This window comes from Streptomyces sp. NPDC031426, from assembly GCF_055581585.1.
This window is the reverse complement of record NZ_JBVIJE010000022.1, coordinates 13832-30847: the sequence shown is the minus strand read 5'-3', so window position 1 is coordinate 30847 and position 17016 is coordinate 13832. Positions and strand designations below refer to the sequence as shown.

General features: G+C 73.1%; 13 protein-coding genes. 6 read left to right on the top strand and 7 right to left on the bottom strand.

Features of this window, described 5'->3' with window-relative positions:
• Positions 1–5 precede the first annotated feature (5 nt).
• From ACZ5NH_RS33395 to ACZ5NH_RS33385, 3 genes are all read left to right on the top strand, one after another.
• A complete protein-coding gene (locus ACZ5NH_RS33395; protein ID WP_468780615.1) occupies positions 6–1016 on the top strand; it encodes a permease in 1011 nt (336 codons plus the stop codon).
• Positions 1013–1735 (top strand): TIGR03943 family putative permease subunit, encoded by a 723-nt coding sequence (locus tag ACZ5NH_RS33390; RefSeq protein ID WP_388623501.1) that lies wholly within the window; start codon positions 1013–1015, stop codon positions 1733–1735. The genes ACZ5NH_RS33395 and ACZ5NH_RS33390 overlap by 4 nt, the downstream gene beginning before the upstream one ends.
• An 85-nt stretch (positions 1736–1820) precedes the next feature.
• Positions 1821–2837, top strand: coding sequence for a hypothetical protein (locus ACZ5NH_RS33385; RefSeq protein WP_468780613.1), 1017 nt, complete (start codon positions 1821–1823; stop codon positions 2835–2837).
• 23 nt (positions 2838–2860) lie between these two features.
• On the opposite strand, the gene ACZ5NH_RS33380 is transcribed toward ACZ5NH_RS33385, so the two are convergent.
• Positions 2861–4909, bottom strand: coding sequence for an NAD(+) synthase (locus ACZ5NH_RS33380; protein WP_468780611.1), 2049 nt, complete (start codon positions 4907–4909; stop codon positions 2861–2863).
• Positions 4910–5068: 159 nt separating this feature from the next.
• Between ACZ5NH_RS33380 and ACZ5NH_RS33375 the strand changes: the two genes are divergently transcribed.
• Both ACZ5NH_RS33375 and ACZ5NH_RS33370 read left to right on the top strand, forming a co-directional pair.
• Positions 5069–6040: an ATP-binding cassette domain-containing protein gene (locus ACZ5NH_RS33375; RefSeq protein ID WP_388623509.1), complete on the top strand. Its 972-nt coding sequence runs from the start codon at positions 5069–5071 to the stop codon at positions 6038–6040.
• On the top strand, positions 6037–6831 hold the full coding sequence (locus ACZ5NH_RS33370; protein WP_468780609.1) for an ABC transporter permease: 795 nt from the start codon (positions 6037–6039) through the stop codon (positions 6829–6831). The genes ACZ5NH_RS33375 and ACZ5NH_RS33370 overlap by 4 nt, the downstream gene beginning before the upstream one ends.
• A gap of 55 nt (positions 6832–6886) precedes the next feature.
• On the opposite strand, the gene ACZ5NH_RS33365 is transcribed toward ACZ5NH_RS33370, so the two are convergent.
• The 4 genes from ACZ5NH_RS33365 to ACZ5NH_RS33350 all read right to left on the bottom strand — a co-directional run bounded on the left by ACZ5NH_RS33365 (position 6887) and on the right by ACZ5NH_RS33350 (position 14494).
• Positions 6887–10039, bottom strand: a complete 3153-nt coding sequence (locus tag ACZ5NH_RS33365; protein WP_468780607.1) for an ATP-binding protein — start codon at positions 10037–10039, stop codon at positions 6887–6889.
• A gap of 19 nt (positions 10040–10058) precedes the next feature.
• Positions 10059–10577, bottom strand: coding sequence for a hypothetical protein (locus ACZ5NH_RS33360; protein ID WP_388623518.1), 519 nt, complete (start codon positions 10575–10577; stop codon positions 10059–10061).
• 111 nt (positions 10578–10688) lie between these two features.
• Positions 10689–12647, bottom strand: coding sequence for an APC family permease (locus ACZ5NH_RS33355; RefSeq protein ID WP_468780605.1), 1959 nt, complete (start codon positions 12645–12647; stop codon positions 10689–10691).
• Positions 12648–12922: 275 nt separating this feature from the next.
• Positions 12923–14494, bottom strand: coding sequence for a Na+/H+ antiporter (locus tag ACZ5NH_RS33350; RefSeq protein ID WP_468780603.1), 1572 nt, complete (start codon positions 14492–14494; stop codon positions 12923–12925).
• A 142-nt stretch (positions 14495–14636) separates the two neighbouring features.
• Between ACZ5NH_RS33350 and ACZ5NH_RS33345 the strand changes: the two genes are divergently transcribed.
• Positions 14637–14792, top strand: a complete 156-nt coding sequence (locus ACZ5NH_RS33345) for a hypothetical protein (protein ID WP_468780601.1) — start codon at positions 14637–14639, stop codon at positions 14790–14792.
• Positions 14793–14836: 44 nt separating this feature from the next.
• On the opposite strand, the gene ACZ5NH_RS33340 is transcribed toward ACZ5NH_RS33345, so the two are convergent.
• Both ACZ5NH_RS33340 and ACZ5NH_RS33335 read right to left on the bottom strand, forming a co-directional pair.
• Positions 14837–16243 (bottom strand): sensor histidine kinase, encoded by a 1407-nt coding sequence (locus ACZ5NH_RS33340; protein WP_468780599.1) that lies wholly within the window; start codon positions 16241–16243, stop codon positions 14837–14839.
• Positions 16240–16911 (bottom strand): response regulator transcription factor, encoded by a 672-nt coding sequence (locus ACZ5NH_RS33335; protein ID WP_468780597.1) that lies wholly within the window; start codon positions 16909–16911, stop codon positions 16240–16242. Before ACZ5NH_RS33335 ends, ACZ5NH_RS33340 begins: the two co-directional genes overlap by 4 nt.
• Positions 16912–17016: the final 105 nt, after the last annotated feature.

The following is a 17016-nucleotide window of genomic DNA, read 5'->3' as shown; positions in this document are numbered from 1 at the left end:
CGCACGTGGCCATCACGGAAGACGCCCCGCCCAGCGCGGAGGTCAGCCCCCCGCCCGGTCCGGAGGGCCGCCGGCTCAGCTCCCCCCTCGTACTGACGCTGACTCTCCTCCTCGCGGTGCTCGCCCAGTCCCCGATCCGCGGCCTGCTCGGCACCCCGCTGATGCAGAGCTGGATGACGGTGTTCGTCGCGGTGACGGTCCAGGCGCTGCCCTTCCTCGTCCTCGGCGTGCTGCTCTCGGCGGCGATCGCGGTGTTCGTGCCGCCGTCCATCTTCGCCCGCGCCCTCCCGCGCCGCCCCGCCCTGGCCGTCCCGGTCGCCGGGATCGCGGGCGCGGTGCTGCCGGGCTGCGAGTGCGCCTCGGTGCCGGTGGCGGGCGCCCTCGTCCGCAGGGGAGTCACCCCGGCCGCCGCGCTCGCCTTCCTCCTCTCCGCCCCCGCGATCAACCCGATCGTGCTGACCGCCACCGCCGTCGCCTTCCCGCGCAACCCCGAGATGGTGCTGGCCCGGTTCCTGGCGAGCCTGCTGGTGGCGTGCGCGATGGGCTGGCTGTGGCAGCGGCTGGGCCGCACCGACTGGCTGCGCCCGCCGGTCCACGGGGCGCACGAGGGCGCGACCAAGGGGGAGGCGTTCTGGAACTCGGTACGGCACGACACCATGCACGCGGGCGGCTTCCTGGTGCTCGGGGCGATGGCCGCGGCCACGCTGAAGGCGGCGACCCCGGCGGACTGGCTGCGCACGGCGGCCGGAAACCCCGTCTTCTCCGTGCTCGCCCTGGCCGTCCTCGCCGTACTCCTGTCCATCTGCTCGGAGGCGGACGCGTTCGTCGCGGCCTCCCTCACCCAGTTCTCCCTGACGGCCAAGCTGGTGTTCCTGGTGGTGGGCCCGATGATCGACCTCAAGTTGTTCGCGATGCAGGCCGGCACCTTCGGCCGTACCTTCGCCCTCCGCTTCGCCCCCGCCACCTTCGCGCTGGCGATCGCGGGCGCTCTCGTGACCGGGACGGTGCTCCTGTGAACCGCCAGTCCCAGGCCGCCGTCATGTTCCTGCTCGGCGCCGCCCTCCTCCACGCGGGCAGCACCGACCTCTACCTCCGGTACGTCAAGGAGGGCCTGCGCCCGCTGCTGCTGGCCTCGGGCGCGGTACTGATCGCGGCGGCGCTGGCGACGGTCTGGTACGAACGCCGACGCGCCAGGGCCGCCGCCACCGAAACCCACGACCACCACCACCCCGAACCCCGGGTCTCCTGGCTCCTGTTGCTCCCCCTCCTCGCCTTGATCCTCATCGCCCCGCCCGCCCTCGGCTCCTACAGCGCCCTGCGCTCCGGTACGGCCCTGCAGAAGCCGTTCACCTACGGCAGGCTGCCCGCCGCCGACCCGGCCCCGCTGTCCGTGATCGACTACGCCTCCCGCGCGGCCTACGGCCACGGCCGTTCCCTGCGGGGCCGTACGGTCCGCGTCACCGGGTTCCTCGCCCTCGACCACTCGGGCGCGCCGTACCTGGTCCGGATGGCCCTCAACTGCTGTGCCGCGGACGCCCAGCCGATCAAGATCGCCCTCACCGGCAGCCTGCCCCCGGTCCTGCGCCCCGACGCCTGGCTGGAGGTGACCGGCACGTACACGCCCAGGCTCATGCAAGACCCCGTCAACAACGGTCCCATCCCCTACCTGAAGGTCGCCTCGGCGAAGCCGGTCCCGGTGCCGCACGATCCGTACGACGAGACGTGGAACACCTGACGCGCGATCACGGCAGTGCCGGCCGTCTCCTCGTTGCCGGATCCGGTACAAGACCGTTCGGCCCGGCGCGGTGACAATCCGAGGCATGAACAGCAAGGTCGGTCAACTCGTGGTCTGTGCGCTGCTGCTGGCGTGCGCGGGGGTGGCCGCATGGTTCGTGCCGGCCGTCACCGCGGACGAGCGGGCCTGGCGCGCGGCCCGGCCCTGCGCCGCCGGTACGCGCGGGAACGACTGCCTGCGCACCCTCCCGGCCGTGATCGAGCGGACCGATCCGCATTCGCCCAAGCAGGGCGGCCGCCTGTACTTCACCGACGGCCGTCCGCTGGACCGGCTCTGGGTGTCGTACGACGCGGCCGAGACCTTCGCGGCCGGTGACCTGGTGCGGCTGACCGTGTGGCGGGGTCAGGTGATGAAGGTCGCCGGGGATCGGTACGTCTGGCACGAGCACGTGCCCACCGGGGGCAGCCAGGCCGTCATCGCGGCCGGGTGCGTGCTGGCCGCCGGCTGGCCAGGGGCCCGGCTGCTGCTGCGGGCGCGCGGGCGCCGGCGACCGAAGGACGAGGTCCAGCCGTCACCGCTGCCGTTCCTCGTCCCCCTCCTCGGCACGGCGGTGTGGCTCTTCCCGCTGTGCTACCGGCACCCCGTGTCCCTGTTCGGCTCGCCGGGGACGATCGCCTGGTGGGCAGTGGGCACGCCGGTCAGCGTGGCGCTGTCCGGCTGGGCGTGGCGGGCGACCCGGATCCGCACGCCCGGTGACTCCGAGGCACCCGAACTCCCCACCGACGGCGAGGTGTTCCTGCCCGCGCGTTTCCTGGAGGACACCGACTACAACCCGCACGGCTTCGGTACCCACATCGTGCTCGGCGCCGACGGACCCGCCGTGACGCCGCACCCCGGGCCGGGGCGGTTCGCGGCGCGGCGGATCCCGGTGGGACGGCTCACCGTTCAGCGCGTGCGGCGGCCGCGGGGCGAGGAAGGCGACCTCGTTCCGCACCACTGGCACATCGCCGACCTTGACGACGCGGGTACGCCGGTCCGGCTCGCGGCCGACCCCGACGACCTCGCGCTCGTCCTGCGTGTGCTTTCCGGCGTGCGCGCGTGAATCCGCCCAGCAGCTCCGGGCGCCTACGCCCCGGTCTCCTTCAGGTCGACCCGCTCCAGGTCCCGCAACCACGCCTGCGCCGTCCCGTCCGACGGGGCCCGCCAGTCGCCGCGCGGGGAGAGTGAACCGCCTGCCGAGACCTTCGGGCCGTTCGGCATGGCCGAGCGCTTGAACTGGGAGAAGGCGAAGAAGCGGCGGATGAAGACCTCCAGCCAGTGGCGGATGGCGGCGAGGTCGTACGTGCCCCGCTCGTCCTCCGGGAAGCCGGGGGGCCAGGCGCCGTTCTCGCGGTCGTGCCAGGCGTGCCAGGCGAGGAAGGCGATCTTGGCGGGGCGGAAGCCGTAGCGCAGCACGTGGAAGAGGGTGAAGTCGTGCAGCGCGTACGGGCCGATCTTGGACTCGGTGGACTGCATCTCCTCGCCCGGTACGAGTTCGGGGCTGATCTCCGTGTCGAGGATCGCGGTGAGGATCTTGCCGGTCTCCTCGTCGAACTGCTCGCTGCCGACGACCCAGCGGATGAGGTGCTGGATCAGTGTCTTGGGGACACCGGAGTTGACGTTGTAGTGGCTCATCTGGTCGCCGACGCCGTACGTCGACCAGCCGAGCGCCAGCTCGGAGAGGTCGCCGGTGCCGAGCACGATGCCACCGCGCTGGTTGGCGAGGCGGAACAGGTAGTCGGTGCGCAGGCCCGCCTGGACGTTCTCGAAGGTGACGTCGTACACCGGCTCGCCGGCGGCGAAGGGGTGGCCGATCTCCTTCAGCATCAGCCGGGCGGTGGGCGTGATGTCCAGCTCGGCCGCGGTGACGCCGAGGGCGCGCATCAGCCGGTGGGCGTTGTCCTTGGTGTGGTCGCTGGTGGCGAAGCCGGGCAGGGTGAAGGCCAGAATGTCGCTGCGCGGGCGGCCGGCGCGGTCCATCGCCCGGGCGGCGACGATCAGCGCGTGCGTGGAGTCCAGGCCGCCCGAGACGCCGATGACGACCTTGGGGCCGCCGATCGAGGCGAGGCGCTGCTGCAACCCCGCGACCTGGATGTTGTAGGCCTCGTAGCAGTCCAGGGCGAGGCGGTCGGCGTCGGCGGGCACGAACGGGAAGCGTTCGACGCGGCGGCGCAGGCCGAGGTCGGTGGTGGTGGGCGGGGCGAGTGCGAAGGACACCGTGCGGAAGTCGTCGGTCCGTGCCGCGTGGGTGCGGCGGTTGTCGCCGAAGGTGCCCATCCGCTGCCGTTCCTGCCGCAGCAGGTCGAGGTCGACGTCGGCCACCGCGTACTGCTCGCCGAGCGGGAAGCGCTCGGTCTCGGCGAGCAGTTCCCCGTTCTCGTAGATCAGGGTCTGGCCGTCCCAGGACAGGTCGGTGGTCGACTCACCCAGGCCGGCCGCGGCGTAGACGTACGCGGCGAGGCAGCGCGAGGACGCGGAGCGGCACAGCAGCTTGCGGTCCTCGGCGCGGCCGACCGTGATCGGGCTGCCCGACAGGTTGACGAGGACGGTCGCACCGGCCAGCGCGGCCTCCGCGCTCGGCGGCACCGGCACCCACATGTCCTCGCAGACCTCGGCGTGCAGGACCAGCCCGGGCAGATCCGTCGCCGCGAAGAGCAGGTCCACGCCGAAGGGCACGTCCGCGCCGCCGAGCCGGATCGTTCCGCCGCGTTCGCCGTCTCCCCCGGCGATCTGCCGGCGCTCGTAGAACTCCCGGTAGTTCGGCGGGTACGACTTCGGTACGACGCCGAGGATCCGGCCGCGGTGCACGAGCACCGCGCAGTTGAAGATGCGGTCGCGGTGGCGCAGCGGGGCGCCGACGACCAGCACCGGCAGCAGGTCCGCCGACTCGGCGACGATCGTGGCGAGCGCCGTCTCGACGTCGTCGAGCAGCGCGTCCTGCAGCAGCAGGTCGTCGATCGCGTACCCGGACAGGCACAGCTCCGGGAACACGGCGACGGCGACACCCTCCTCGGCGCACCGGCGCGCATGGCGCAGGACCGCCTCGGCGTTGGCTGGCGGGTCGGCGATGACGGTGTGGCCCGTGCACGCGGCGACGCGCGCGAAGCCGTGCTGGTAGATCGACCAGAAGCTCAACGGGACCTCTTTCCGAAGCGACTTTCCTACAAGAGGAAGCCTAAAGGGCGGGCCGCCGCCCATCGCTCACCTGCGGGTTTCAGCGCTCCGAGGCCCTTCTCGCCCGGCTGAAACCCCGGTGAAGCCGCCCTGAACCGCGCCGGCCGCACGCTCTGGGGCATGACGACGACCGGACAAGAACTCGCGATCGCGGCCACCGGGCTGCGCAAGGCCTACGGGGACAAGACCGTCCTCGACGGCATCGACATCCAGGTGCCCGCCGGCACGATCTTCTCCCTGCTCGGGCCGAACGGCGCGGGCAAGACCACGGTGGTCAGCATCCTGTCCACGCTGATCTCCGCCGACGGCGGCCAGGCCCGGATCGCCGGGCACGACCTCACCGCCCAGGCCCAGGCGGTCCGGGCGGCCATCGGGGTCACCGGGCAGTTCTCCGCCGTGGACGGGCTGATCACCGGCGAGGAGAACATGCTGCTCATGGCCGACCTGCAGCACCTCTCCCGCCGGGAGGGACGGCAGGTCGTGGCCGAGCTGCTGGAGCGCTTCGACCTGGTCGAGGCCGCGAAGAAGCCCGCCTCCACCTACTCCGGCGGCATGAAGCGCCGCCTCGACATCGCCATGACCCTGGTCGGCAACCCGCGGATCATCTTCCTCGACGAGCCGACCACCGGCCTTGACCCGCGCTCCCGCCACACCATGTGGCAGATCATCCGCGAGCTGGTCTCCGGCGGTACGACCGTCTTCCTCACCACCCAGTACCTGGAGGAGGCCGACCAGCTCGCCGACCGCATCGCGGTGCTCAACGGCGGCCGGATCGTCGCCGAGGGCAGCGCCGCCGAGCTCAAGCGGCTGGTGCCCGGCGGCCATGTGCGGCTGCGGTTCTCCGACCCGGTGACGTACGAGCGGGCGGCGACCGCGCTGCGCGAGACCACCCGCGACGACGAGGCGCTCACCCTGCAGATCCCCAGCGACGGAAGCCAGCGCGAGCTGCGCGCCGTCCTCGACTGGCTGGACGCCGCCGGCATCGAGGCCGACGAGCTGTCCGTGCACACCCCGGACCTGGACGACGTGTTCTTCGCCCTGACCGGCAGTTCCGTACCCGCCCAGACCACCGACAAGGAGACCGTCCGATGAGCACCGCCGGCTACGCCTTCCGCGACAACCTCACCATGCTGCGGCGCAACCTCCTGCACGCGCGCCGCTATCCCTCCCTCACCCTGAACCTCCTGCTCACCCCGGTCATCCTGCTGCTGCTCTTCGTCTACGTCTTCGGCGACGTGATGAGCGCCGGCATCAACGGCGGCCACGCGAACCGGGCCGACTACGTCGCCTACCTCGTCCCCGGCATCCTGTTCCTGACCGTGGCCATGACCTCGCTCGGCACCGCGGTGTCCGTGTGCACCGACATGACCGAGGGCATCATGGCCCGGTTCCGCACCATGGCGATCTCCCGCGCCTCCGTGCTGATCGGCCATGTGATCGGCAGTGTGATCAAGACGCTGATGGCTCTGGTGCTCGTCCTCGGTATCGGACTGGCCATCGGCTTCCGGCCGAACGCGACGCCGGTGGAGTGGCTCGCGGCGGCCGGACTGATGGCGCTGGTCAGCCTCGCGCTGACCTGGATCGCGGTCGGCATGGGCCTGGTGAGCCCCAACCCCGAGGGCGCCAGCAACATCGGGACCCCGCTGGTCATGCTGCCGTTCCTGTCCAGCGCGTTCGTGCCGGTGAACGCCATGCCGGGCTGGTTCCGCTGGTTCGCCGAGTACCAGCCCTTCTCGCCCTTCATCGAGACGCTGCGGGGGCTGCTGCTGGGCAGCGGGATCGGCACGAAGAACGCCGTGCTGGCTCTGGCGTGGTGCGTGGGGCTGACAGTGCTGGGCTATCTGTGGTCCAAGGCGCAGTTCAATCGCGAGCCGAAGCGGTGACGACGCGGAAGGGGCGGGGCCGCGAGGCCAACCGGCGGATGCGGGTGAGCCCCCGTCAGTCCGCCGTCAGCTCCCGCAGTGCCTCCGCCCGCAGTCCCTCCCGCCCCAGGGCGGCGTACCTCGACCTCGCGTCGGCGTACGCCGCCCTGTCGGCGTTCTCGGCCGCTTCCCGGGAGCGGGTCAGGGACAGGGTGGGGAACTCCCGTACCACCGGCATCCGTTCGGCCAGCGCCACCAGCCGTACGGCGACCGGGTCGCCCTGGGCCAGCCGGGTGTGTCCGAGGGCCAGCAACAACGTGCCGTACACCGGCAGTTCCACCGGGGCCCGGTCGGCCGGCGAGCCGTCGGCCAGGGCACTGGACAGCAGCCCGAGCAGCCGCGCCCGCAACTCCTCGGTGAGCCCGGCGACCGGGTCCGGCCGGCCGTGCAGCGCGTGCGCGGCCACGGCGGCCGACTGCAGCTGCAGCGCCCACGGGTCCACGAAGGGATCGTCGGCGGCGTACAGGGCACTGATCTGCCGTACCCGCTCCGCTGCCCGGCGCCACAGCCCGAGCCCGAGCTCGGTCAGTCCCCGGGCCAGCGCGATCTCCGCCCTGGCCGGCAGCTCGGGGCTGAACATCCCGTCCGAGTCCGGCGGCTGGTCCAGGGCGGCGCGGTCCAGCCAGTACTCGGCCTCTTCGATGTCGCCCTTGTGCAGACAGGCCAGCGCCAGCCCCCAGCGGACGCCGAGCGAGTCCGACGTGTCGCCGAACGCGTCCAGTGCGCTCAGGGCGGCGCGCAGATGGTCGTACGCCTCCGCGCCCCGCTCGGTCTGCAGGCACAGCTCGCTGACCCGGCCGTGGCTGAGCAGGTGCATGGCCGGGTTGTTCAGCGGGGCGAGCGCGTCGACCATCCGGCGGGCGCTCGCCAGCGCCCGCTCCACGTCGTGCCCCGCCTCCCAGACGTAGCTCGCGACGGCCGCGGCGATGCCCGCCAGCAACGGCTCGTCGGCCTCGCACAGCTGCCGGAGCCGGGCGAACTCCGGCGGCCGCATCTCCGGTACGGCGCACAGCACGACGGACAGGGCCCGCAGCACGGTGTCCGGCGGGGCGGGCGGCAGCCGGCGCAGGGTCACCAACTGGCGTACGGCGTGCGGGCCGTGGCCCATGAAGAGGCTCGCCGCGCACACCGCCGCCGCGCTGCGGGCCGGTTCCACGTCCTCGGGGTCCTCGGGCCGGAAGTGGGACAGGGGGCCGGCGGTGTCGGCGGCCAGCGCGGCCAGCCGGCCGTAGGTGGAGCCGGTGGACCACAGGGAGGACAGTACGGCGGTGACGGCCGCGGTGGCGGGCCCGTCGCCGCGGGCCAGCGCGTGCCGCACGGCGAGGACGAGGTTGTCCTGCTCGGCGCGGATGCGGGACCAGGCGGGCACCGGTTCGTGGCTGAACAGCAGGTCGTGGTGGGCGCGGCCGAAGTCCCGCGCCCAGGCGAGGAACCGGCCGGTCACCGCCTCCTCCTCGCCTGCCTCGGCACGCTTGGCGGCGCCGAACTCCCGCAGTGTCTCCAGCATGCGGAAGCGCACTCCGGAGGGGCTGTCGTCGACCTTGATCAGGGACTGCCCGGCCAGCTGTTCCAGCAGGACCAGTGCGTCCCCGGTCTCGCCGAGGACGTACTCCGCCGCGTCCTCGGTGAAGCCCCCGGGGAACACGGACAGGGCGCGCAGGGCGGCCTGTCCGTCGGGCTCCAGGAGGTTCCAGCTCCAGTCGACCACGGCCCGCAGGGTGCGGTGCCGCTCGGGTGCGTCGCGGGCGCCGCCGCGCAGCAGCGCGAACCGGTCCCTCAGCCGGCTGGAGATGTCGGCCACGGAGAGCACCCGCACCCGGGCCGCGGCGAGCTCCACGGCGAGCGGCAGCCCGTCCAGGTGCCGGCAGATCTCGGCGACCGGGCCCGGGGGCAGTTCCACGCCGGGCCGGGCGGCGCGGGCCCGCTGGGTGAAGAGTTCCACCGAGGTCGCCTGGGACAGCTCCGGCAGGGCGTACACGGACTCCGAGCTCAGCCCCAGCGGGGCCCGGCTGGTGGCCAGCACCCGCACCTTGCCCGTCCGCGACACCAGCGCCTGGACGAGGGCGGCCGCACCGGCGATGACCTGCTCGCAGTTGTCCAGCACCAGCAGCACCGGCCCGGCACCCAGCGCGGCGACGATGCCGCTCACCAGGTCGGTGCCGCCGGTGAACTGCCGGCCCTCCCCGGCGCCGACCGCCGTGGCCACCTCGCCGGGCACGTCGTCGTCGGCGGTGACACCGGCCAGCGGCACGAAGTGCACCACGGGCTGCTCGGCCGCCCGGCTCACCGCGTGGGAGAGCCGGGTCTTGCCCAGTCCGCCGGGGCCGACGACGGTGACCACCCGGACCTCGCGCAGCAGCCCGGTCACGGCGGCGAGGTCGGCGTCCCGGCCCAGCAGCGGGTTCGGGTCGTGCGGCACGCCGTGGCGCACCGGCGCCGCGTCCGCGCGCAGCAGCTCCTGGTACACGGCCTTGAGGCCGGTGCCGGGATCGGTCCCCAGCTCGTCCCGCAGCCCGCGGCGATAGGTGTCGTAGCGGGTCAGCGCGGCGGCCCGGCCGGCGGTGGCGGCCTCGCAGCGCAGCAGCTCCGCCAGCAGCTCCTCGTCCCGTGGCAGCTCCTGCGCCAGCTCGGCCAGGGCGGCTGCGGCCTCCTCCCGCCGCCCCAGCCGGGCGAGCGCGAGCGCCCGGGAGCGGACCAGCGCGCGGTGCGCCCGGACCCGCCCGGCGCGCAGCGCCACCACCGGGTCGTGCAGGTCCTCGCCCGCTCCGGCGCCCACGTTCCCGTCCCACAGGGCCAGCCCGGCCTCCGCCTCGGCCAGCGCGCCCTCGTGGTCCCCGGACCGGGCGCGCGCGGCGGCCGCCGACTCGTGCAGCAGCAGCGCGGAGCTGTCCACCCGCGGCTCGTCCAGCGCCAGCCGATAGCCCGTCGGCGTGCTCACGATCAGCTCGGCACCCAGCTGCGCCCGCAGCCGTGACACCAGGATCTGCACCGCCTTGCCGGGCCGCTCGGGCAGCTCGTCCTCCGCCCACAGGCCCTCCACGAGCCGGCCCGTGCTGCAGCCGGTGCGCAGATCCTCCGCGAGCAGGGCCAGCAGCCCGCGCAGCCGGGGTGCCGTGATCTCCCGCCCACGACAGGCGACGCGGGACAGCAGTGTCAACTCGGTGGTCACCCGTGCAGGTTAGCCAGAGTCAGGAGAGCCCCGAAGCCCGGAGCACCGCCTGCACGGTCTCGTCGTCGATGCGGTGGCCCAGGCGGTGCACGACGTCCGCACCGCGCAGCAGCGTTCCGCGCTCCAGGGAACGGCGGACACCGGTGTCGAGTTCGTGCCAGAGCAGGGGGTTGGCGGCCAGGACGCGGGGGTCGAGTTCCAGGCGGTGGCCGTGGACGTCCCGCAGGACCAGGTGGGAGGAGACGCCGTCGTACTGCCGTACGGAGACCAGCGCGTCGGTGCGGACCAGGCGCCGGCGCCAGGGTGTGCGGACCGCGAGCCAGCCGGGGCCCGCGCTCACCCGCTGGGGGAGCAGGACGGTGCACACCGCGGCCGACAGGGCGACCCAGAGCAGGGCGCGCACGGGGGTCAGGCTCCCGGCGTCCCAGTCGACGAGGAGGCTCAGGGCGCAGAAGAGCAGGGCGCAGGTGAGCGCGAGCCGGGCGCTGCCGCGCCAGTGGCGGTCGCCGGCCGAGCCTGGCGGTCCGCTCCGTCGCATGGCGTCGACGCTAGGCGGCCGTGCGGGGTGCGGCAGCCGCTGCTTACGGGGTCCTGGCGCGGTACGGGTGCATCTTGACGGAATCCTGACGCCGGTCGGCGCGGCCGGTCCTCAGCCGGTGTGCACGCGGGGGCGCTGGGGCCGGTTCGGTTCCGCCTCGCGCAGGACCTCGCGGGTGACCGGGGCGACCTCGCCCTGGCCGAAGAGGAAGAAGCGCAGGAAGTTGGCGAAGGGGGTGCCCTCGGTCCACTCGAAGTAGATGTGCGGGGTGCAGCCCGTCATGTCCCGGGCGTGCAGGAGGAGGGCCGCCAGGGCGTTGGAGATGGAGGAGTGCTCCAGGGTCAGGACGCGGTAGCGGTTGTGCAGGACCTCGCCGCGTACGGTGAGGCCCGCCTCGAACTCGGAGGGGTCGGTGACCGTGACCTCGACGAAGACGAAGTCCTCCTGCTCCGGCAGGTCGTTGTCGGCCCGGATCTGCTCGGCCTTGTCGCGGTACTCGGCCTTGTCACGGCGGCCGGGCTTGTTCGCGATGAAGCGGATACGGCGGTGCGACATGTCCCGGATGAATCGTTCCGCCATGGCGTCCAGCTCGACATGCGTGACGCGCAGCTCGAAGGCGCGGGCCAGCCGGGAGAGGAAGGAGACGAGCATGATGCCGACGATGAAGCAGGCGCCGATCTTCACACCGTCCGGGCGCTCGATCACGTTCACCACGGTCGTGTAGAGGAACACGGCGGAGATCACGGCGAACCCGATGGTCCACTTGCGCTGCCCCGCCTTGCGCGCGGCGATGGTCACCGCGATCGCCGCGGAGCTGATGAGCACCAGCACACCGGTGGCGTAGGCGCCGCCCTGCTTGTCGACGTTGGCGTCGAAGAGCCAGGTGACCAGGAAGGCGATGAGGGTGAAGACGATGACCATCGGGCGCACGGCGCGGGCCCAGTGCGGGGCCATGCCGTAGCGGGGCAGATAGCGCGGCATCAGGTTCAGCAGACCGGCCATCGCGGAGGCGCCGGCGAACCACAGGATGGCGATGGTCGAGATGTCGTAGACCGTGCCGAAGGCGCCGCCGAGGTAATCGTGCGCCAGGTACGCCAGCGCACGGCCGTTGGCCTTGCCGCCGGGCTTGAACTCGTTCGCCGGGATCAGCACGGTGGTGATGAAGCTGGTGGTGATCAGGAAGGCGCTCATGATCAGCGCGGCCGTGGTGAGCAGCTTCTTCGTGTCCCGGATCCGGCCGGTCGGCTTCTCCTCGGTGTCGTCCGGGTCGCCCCGGACGTGCGGCATGACGGCGACGCCGGTCTCGAAGCCGGACAGGCCGAGCGCGAGCTTGGGGAAGACCAGCAGGGACACCCCGATCATGGCGAAGACGTTGCCGTGCGCGGCGGTCAGGGCGCTGGTCCAGTCGGTGACCACGTGCCCTGCGGTGAGTACGTGCCCCAGCCCCACCACCACGACCACGGCGTTCAGGGCGAGATAGACCACCACCAGGGCGAACGCGACGCCGATCGCCTCAAGGAAGCCCTTGAGGAAGACCGCGCCCAGCAGCGCCACCAGGATCAGGGTGATCAGCATCTGCCCGCCGTGCAGCGTGCTCGTCAGGTGCGGGTTCTCGATCAGGTGGGTGGAGGCGTCGGCGGCCGACAGGGTGATGGTGATCAGGAAGTCGGTGGCGGCGAAGCCCAGCAGTGTCAGGACGAACAGCTTGCCCTTCCAGAAGGACAGCAGCCGTTCCAGCATGGCGATGGAGCCCTCGCCGTGCGGGCTCTCCTCCGCCACGCGGCGGTACACCGGGAGGGCGCCCGCCAGGGTGACGGCGACGAGGACCAGGGTGGCGACCGGGGAGAGCAGACCGGCCGCCAGGGCCGCGATACCGGGCTGGTAGCCGAGGGTGGAGAAGTAGTCGACACCGGTCAGGCACATCACCCGGTACCAGCGCTGACCCTTGTGCGGGGCTTCCGGCTCGGCGTGCGGGCCGGTGTGGCCGCCGTGCTTGCCCATGTCGGACAGGCCCTGCAGCATCCAGGCGCGCAGCCGACCGGTATGCGGAGGGTGTTCGATCGTCGCCATCGGCGTGCTCCTGATGTGCGGCTCAGCGTGGGGTTCCGGCCATCACGCATACGGCGACACCAGCGTAGGCAGACGGTGACGCACGGGCCCATGGCTCGTTCCGCCGGGGGCGTCAAGCTTGCGTCAAGGCCGGCGTGGCGAGCGCTGGCCGGACATACAGTGCGAGGTTTTCCCCTGTGCGGGGAGCGGTTGCGCCGTACGGGGGAGCGGGCGGCGGCGGAGCACACGGTGGACTGCGCCGGGGGCACTGTGACGGCCGACGGCACTGCGGCGGCTCAGGTGTCCGACAGCCGGGCCTCCTCAAGGTCCAAAGCCCGCTGCAACCGCCGCCGCGTCGTGTCGCTGATGGCATGCGCGTCGTACAGCCGCTGAAGTTCACCCGTCTCGACGGCGATCAGATCGCGCCGCAGCTGGCGGTAGACCCGGTCGGCGGACTCGGTGGCCACGCCGCCCCTGCTCTCGGCGAGGCGGTCGCGGGCGTCGTCGAGGCGGGCGGTCAGGCCCCTGCGGAGCCGGTCCAGGACGACCTCGGGCACGACCTCCAGCTCCGCGAGCTCCTCCAGGCGGGCGAGGCCGGCATGGGCGAGGTGGGAGCGGGCCTCGGCCTCCTCGCGCGCGGTGTGGGCGGGCTCCAGGGCGATGCCGGAGGCGCGGACGACCGGGGCGAGGGTGAAGCCCTGGACGACGAGGGTGACGACCACGACGGACGTGGTCAGGACCAGCACCAGGGGGCGGTCGGTCAGCGGGCTGCCGTCCTTGGCGACCTCGGGTATGGACAGCGCGGCGGCCAGCGGCATCACGCCGCGCGTGCCCGCCCAGGTCAGCACCATCGGGACCCGCCAGTTCAGCCGGCCGACCCCGCCCTCGCGCTGCACGACTGCCGACAGCGGCGCCAGCCACAGCAGCCGTACGGCGACGAGCGTGACGGCGACGGCGAGGGCGTACAGCGGCCAGGGCCGGTCGCCGTCCGCCAGGGCCCGTACCTGGGAGGGCAGGGCCAGGCCGATCAGGCTGAAGACCACACTCTCCAGCAGGAACACCACCGTGCCGTACACCGCGTGCAGCTGTAGCCGTATGCGGGCGTTGGTCAGGCGGTCGCCGCGGCCGCCCAGCACTACCCCGGCCACCACGCAGGACGTCACTCCGGAGGTGTGCGCGACCTCGGCCAGCAGGTAGGCGGCGTACGGGGTGACCAGGGCGATCACCGTCTCCAGCACCGGGTCCTCGGTGCGGCGCCGGATCAGGGTGACCACTCCGGCCACCGCCGTCCCGATCACCGTGCCGCCGCCCGCGAGCAGAAAGAACTGGCCGCTCGCGGCGCCCCAGCTCGCGGCGGCCGAGGCGATGGCGATGCCCGCCGCCACCCGGACCAGCACCAGGGACGTCGCGTCGTTGAACAGGCTCTCCGCCTGCACGAGGACCTGCACTCTCGGCGGCAGGGCGAGCCGGCGGCCGAGCGCGGTCACCGCCACGGGGTCGGTGCTGGCCAGCACCGCGCCCAGGACGAACGCCATCTCCCAGGACAGGGGGGTGACCAGGGCGGCCACGGCCGCGACGGCCGCCGCGGAGGCGAGCACCAGGCCGATGGCGAGGATCCCGACCGGCTTCCACACCGCCCGTAGCTCCCGCCATGGCATGTCCTCCGCGCTCGCGTACAGCAGCGGCGGGAGGACGACCAGGCCGATGATCTGCGGGCTGATCTGGATCTGCGGGGTGCCCGGGAGCAGGGCCACCGCGAGACCGGCGACCACGAGCAGGGAGGGGGCGGGGATGCGCCAGCGGCGCGCGAAGGTGGCGACCACCGTGGCGAGGACCACGAGGGCGAGAACCGTGCCGACGCTGCGCATGCCGTCCCCCTGGAATTGCGGAAGCCACTCTGACTCCCGGCCGACCAGACTTCCCGGCACACCTGCACTCACCCTATCGGGCCAGGTCACGTCAAGACAGTGTCAAGGTGCGTCACGGACACGGGAACGGCTGGGGCAGACCATGGGCGCGGCGGAACTCGGGCGTGAACTGGGCGACGCGGGCGGCCCGTTGCTGGTGGCGGCGGTCGCCTCCGGAGCCGGCCTGAGCCACGGCTTCGGCGCGCTGGGGATTCTCGTGGCGGCGGGAGCGTTGGTGGCGTTCATCCGAAGGGGCTGAGGGGCGGCGCCCCACGACGGCGCCGCACCCGCCCGACGGCATCGTCAGCACGGCACATCGACGGTGACAGCCGCCCCGCCCGGCGAGTTCTCCGCCCGCACCCCACCCCCATGAGCCACGGCCACCGCCTGTACGAACGCGAGCCCCAGCCCCGATCCCTCGCTCGTCCGGCTGGCCTCCGCGCGGGCGAAACGGTCGAAGGCGCGGGGCAGAAACTCGGGTGGGAAGCCCGGCCCCTCGTCCGTGACGGACAGCCGCAGCCGGTCCTCGTGGACGATGGCCGCGACACGGACCGCCCCGTCGCCGTGCCGCAGCGCGTTGGCGACGAGGTTGCCGATCGCGGGCACCAGCCAGCGGGCGTCGACGTCGACGACGGTGTCCGCCGCGTCGGCGGAAACGCCGCGCCCGGCCCGTTCGGCGGTGCGCAGATGCGGGGCCACGGCGGTGCCGACCAGATCGGCGAGTCGTACCGGTGCCCGGGTGATGTGGCCGGTGCTGCCGAGTTCCTCCAGGTCCAGCAGGGCGTTGGAGAGGTCGATCAGGCGCTGGACCTCCGCGTCCACGGAGCGCAGGGTCTGGTTGAGTTCCTCGGCCGAGCGGGGGCGGTGCAGTGCCACGTCGACCTCTGCCCGCAGCAGGGACAGCGGGGTGCGCAGCTCATGGCTGGCGTCCGCGACGAAGCGGCGCTCGCGGACGGCGGACGCCTCCAGACGGTCGAGCATGCGGTTGAGGGTGTGCCCGAGCCGGGTGATCTCGTCGTCGCGGTCGGCGGGCACGTCCAGGCGCAGGTTCGGCCCGCCGTCGGCGAGGGCGGCGGCAGCGGTGCGGTAGCGCTCGACGGGGCGCAGTGCGGCGCGGGCGGTGCGGTAGCCGACGTACGAGGCGGCGATCAGGGTCAGTCCGGAGGCGAGGGCGAGCTGGGCGAGGAGTTCCCGCAGGGCCTCGTCGCGATGGCCGCGGCGGACGGCGGTGACGACGACCCGCGTCGCCCCGCCGGCCCGGACCCGCTCGGCCTGCAGGCGCAGCGTGTCCGGGGTGATCGGCAGCAGCGAGCCGACGTCACGGCGTACCGCGCGCCCGTGCCCGGCCGCCCGGAGTTCGGCGGGGGTGAGCAGCGACCGGTCGCCCACGGCGTCGTCGGCGGCGAGGACCCGGCCTCGGCCGTCGAGGACCTGGTAGAGACTGCCGCTGGGGCCCGGAGGCGGTGCGGTGCCGGCGCGGACGGCCCGGTCGAGGCTGTGCTGGTACGTGGCCAGGTCGTCGTGGAGCTGACGGTCGAGGGCGCTCTGCACCCGCCAGTAGACCAGCCAGGCAGTACCGGTCAGTACGAGGGACATGGTGACGGCGACGGCCAGCACGAGCCGGGTGACGACGGGCAGCCGGCCGAACCACGCGCGCAACCGGGAGGGCAGCCGCTCGCACCACGCGCGCAGCCCGCCCGGCTGGGTCACGGGGCGGTCTCCAGGCGGTAGCCGCGTCCGCGCAGGGTCGTGATCGTCGTACGGTCGAAGGCCCGGTCGACCTTCGCGCGCACCTTGGAGACGTGTACGTCGATGGCGTTGCTGCGCAGGTCGGTCTCGCCGTCCCAGACCTCGTCGAGCAGCTGCAGCCGGGTCACCAGGCATCCGGCGTTCGCCATCAGCACCCGCAGGACGTCGAACTCCCGCCGGGACAGGTCGAGTTCGGTGTCCGCCCGCCAGGCCCGCTGCTGCCCGGGGTCGAGGACGAGGTCGCCGACCTTCAGGCGGCCCGAGCCGTCGGGGCGGCGCCGGGAGATCGCCCGCAGCCGCGCCAGCAGCTCCTCCAGGGCGAACGGCTTGACCACGTAGTCGTCGGCGCCCGCGTCGAGACCGGCGACCCGTTCGCTGATCGCGCCGCGCGCCGTCAGCAGGATCACGGGCACGTCGACGCCCTCGCCGCGCAGCGTCCGGCACACCTCGACCCCGTCCATCCCGGGCAGCATCACATCCAGCAGGACCCCGTCCAGGCGGGGGTCACGGGCGGCGGTCAGCCCCGAGGGGCCGTCGTAACGGCCCTCGGCGGTGTGTCCGGACTCGGTGAGGTAGCGGACGACGAGGTCGGTGAGGCGGGTCTCGTCGTCGACGACCAGGTAGCGCATGGCGGTCAGGCTAACCGCCGGAGTTCCGGGCTCCGGACGCCCGGAAGCCTTCATGGTCTGTTCATGTGACATCCCTACCTTCCTTCACGTCGCGGTGCTCCGCGG

Excerpts from the sequence above, each read along its gene's own strand:
- ACZ5NH_RS33385 (WP_468780613.1), top strand. The coding sequence starts at position 1,821 with ATGAACAGCAAGGTCGGTCAACTCGTGGTCTGTGCGCTGCTGCTGGCG.
- ACZ5NH_RS33375 (WP_388623509.1), top strand. The coding sequence starts at position 5,069 with ATGACGACGACCGGACAAGAACTCGCGATCGCGGCCACCGGGCTGCGC.
- ACZ5NH_RS33370 (WP_468780609.1), top strand. The coding sequence starts at position 6,037 with ATGAGCACCGCCGGCTACGCCTTCCGCGACAACCTCACCATGCTGCGG.
- ACZ5NH_RS33360 (WP_388623518.1), bottom strand. The coding sequence starts at position 10,577 with ATGCGACGGAGCGGACCGCCAGGCTCGGCCGGCGACCGCCACTGGCGC.
- ACZ5NH_RS33355 (WP_468780605.1), bottom strand. The coding sequence starts at position 12,647 with ATGGCGACGATCGAACACCCTCCGCATACCGGTCGGCTGCGCGCCTGG.
- ACZ5NH_RS33350 (WP_468780603.1), bottom strand. The coding sequence starts at position 14,494 with ATGCGCAGCGTCGGCACGGTTCTCGCCCTCGTGGTCCTCGCCACGGTG.
- ACZ5NH_RS33345 (WP_468780601.1), top strand. The coding sequence starts at position 14,637 with ATGGGCGCGGCGGAACTCGGGCGTGAACTGGGCGACGCGGGCGGCCCG.
- ACZ5NH_RS33335 (WP_468780597.1), bottom strand. The coding sequence starts at position 16,911 with ATGCGCTACCTGGTCGTCGACGACGAGACCCGCCTCACCGACCTCGTC.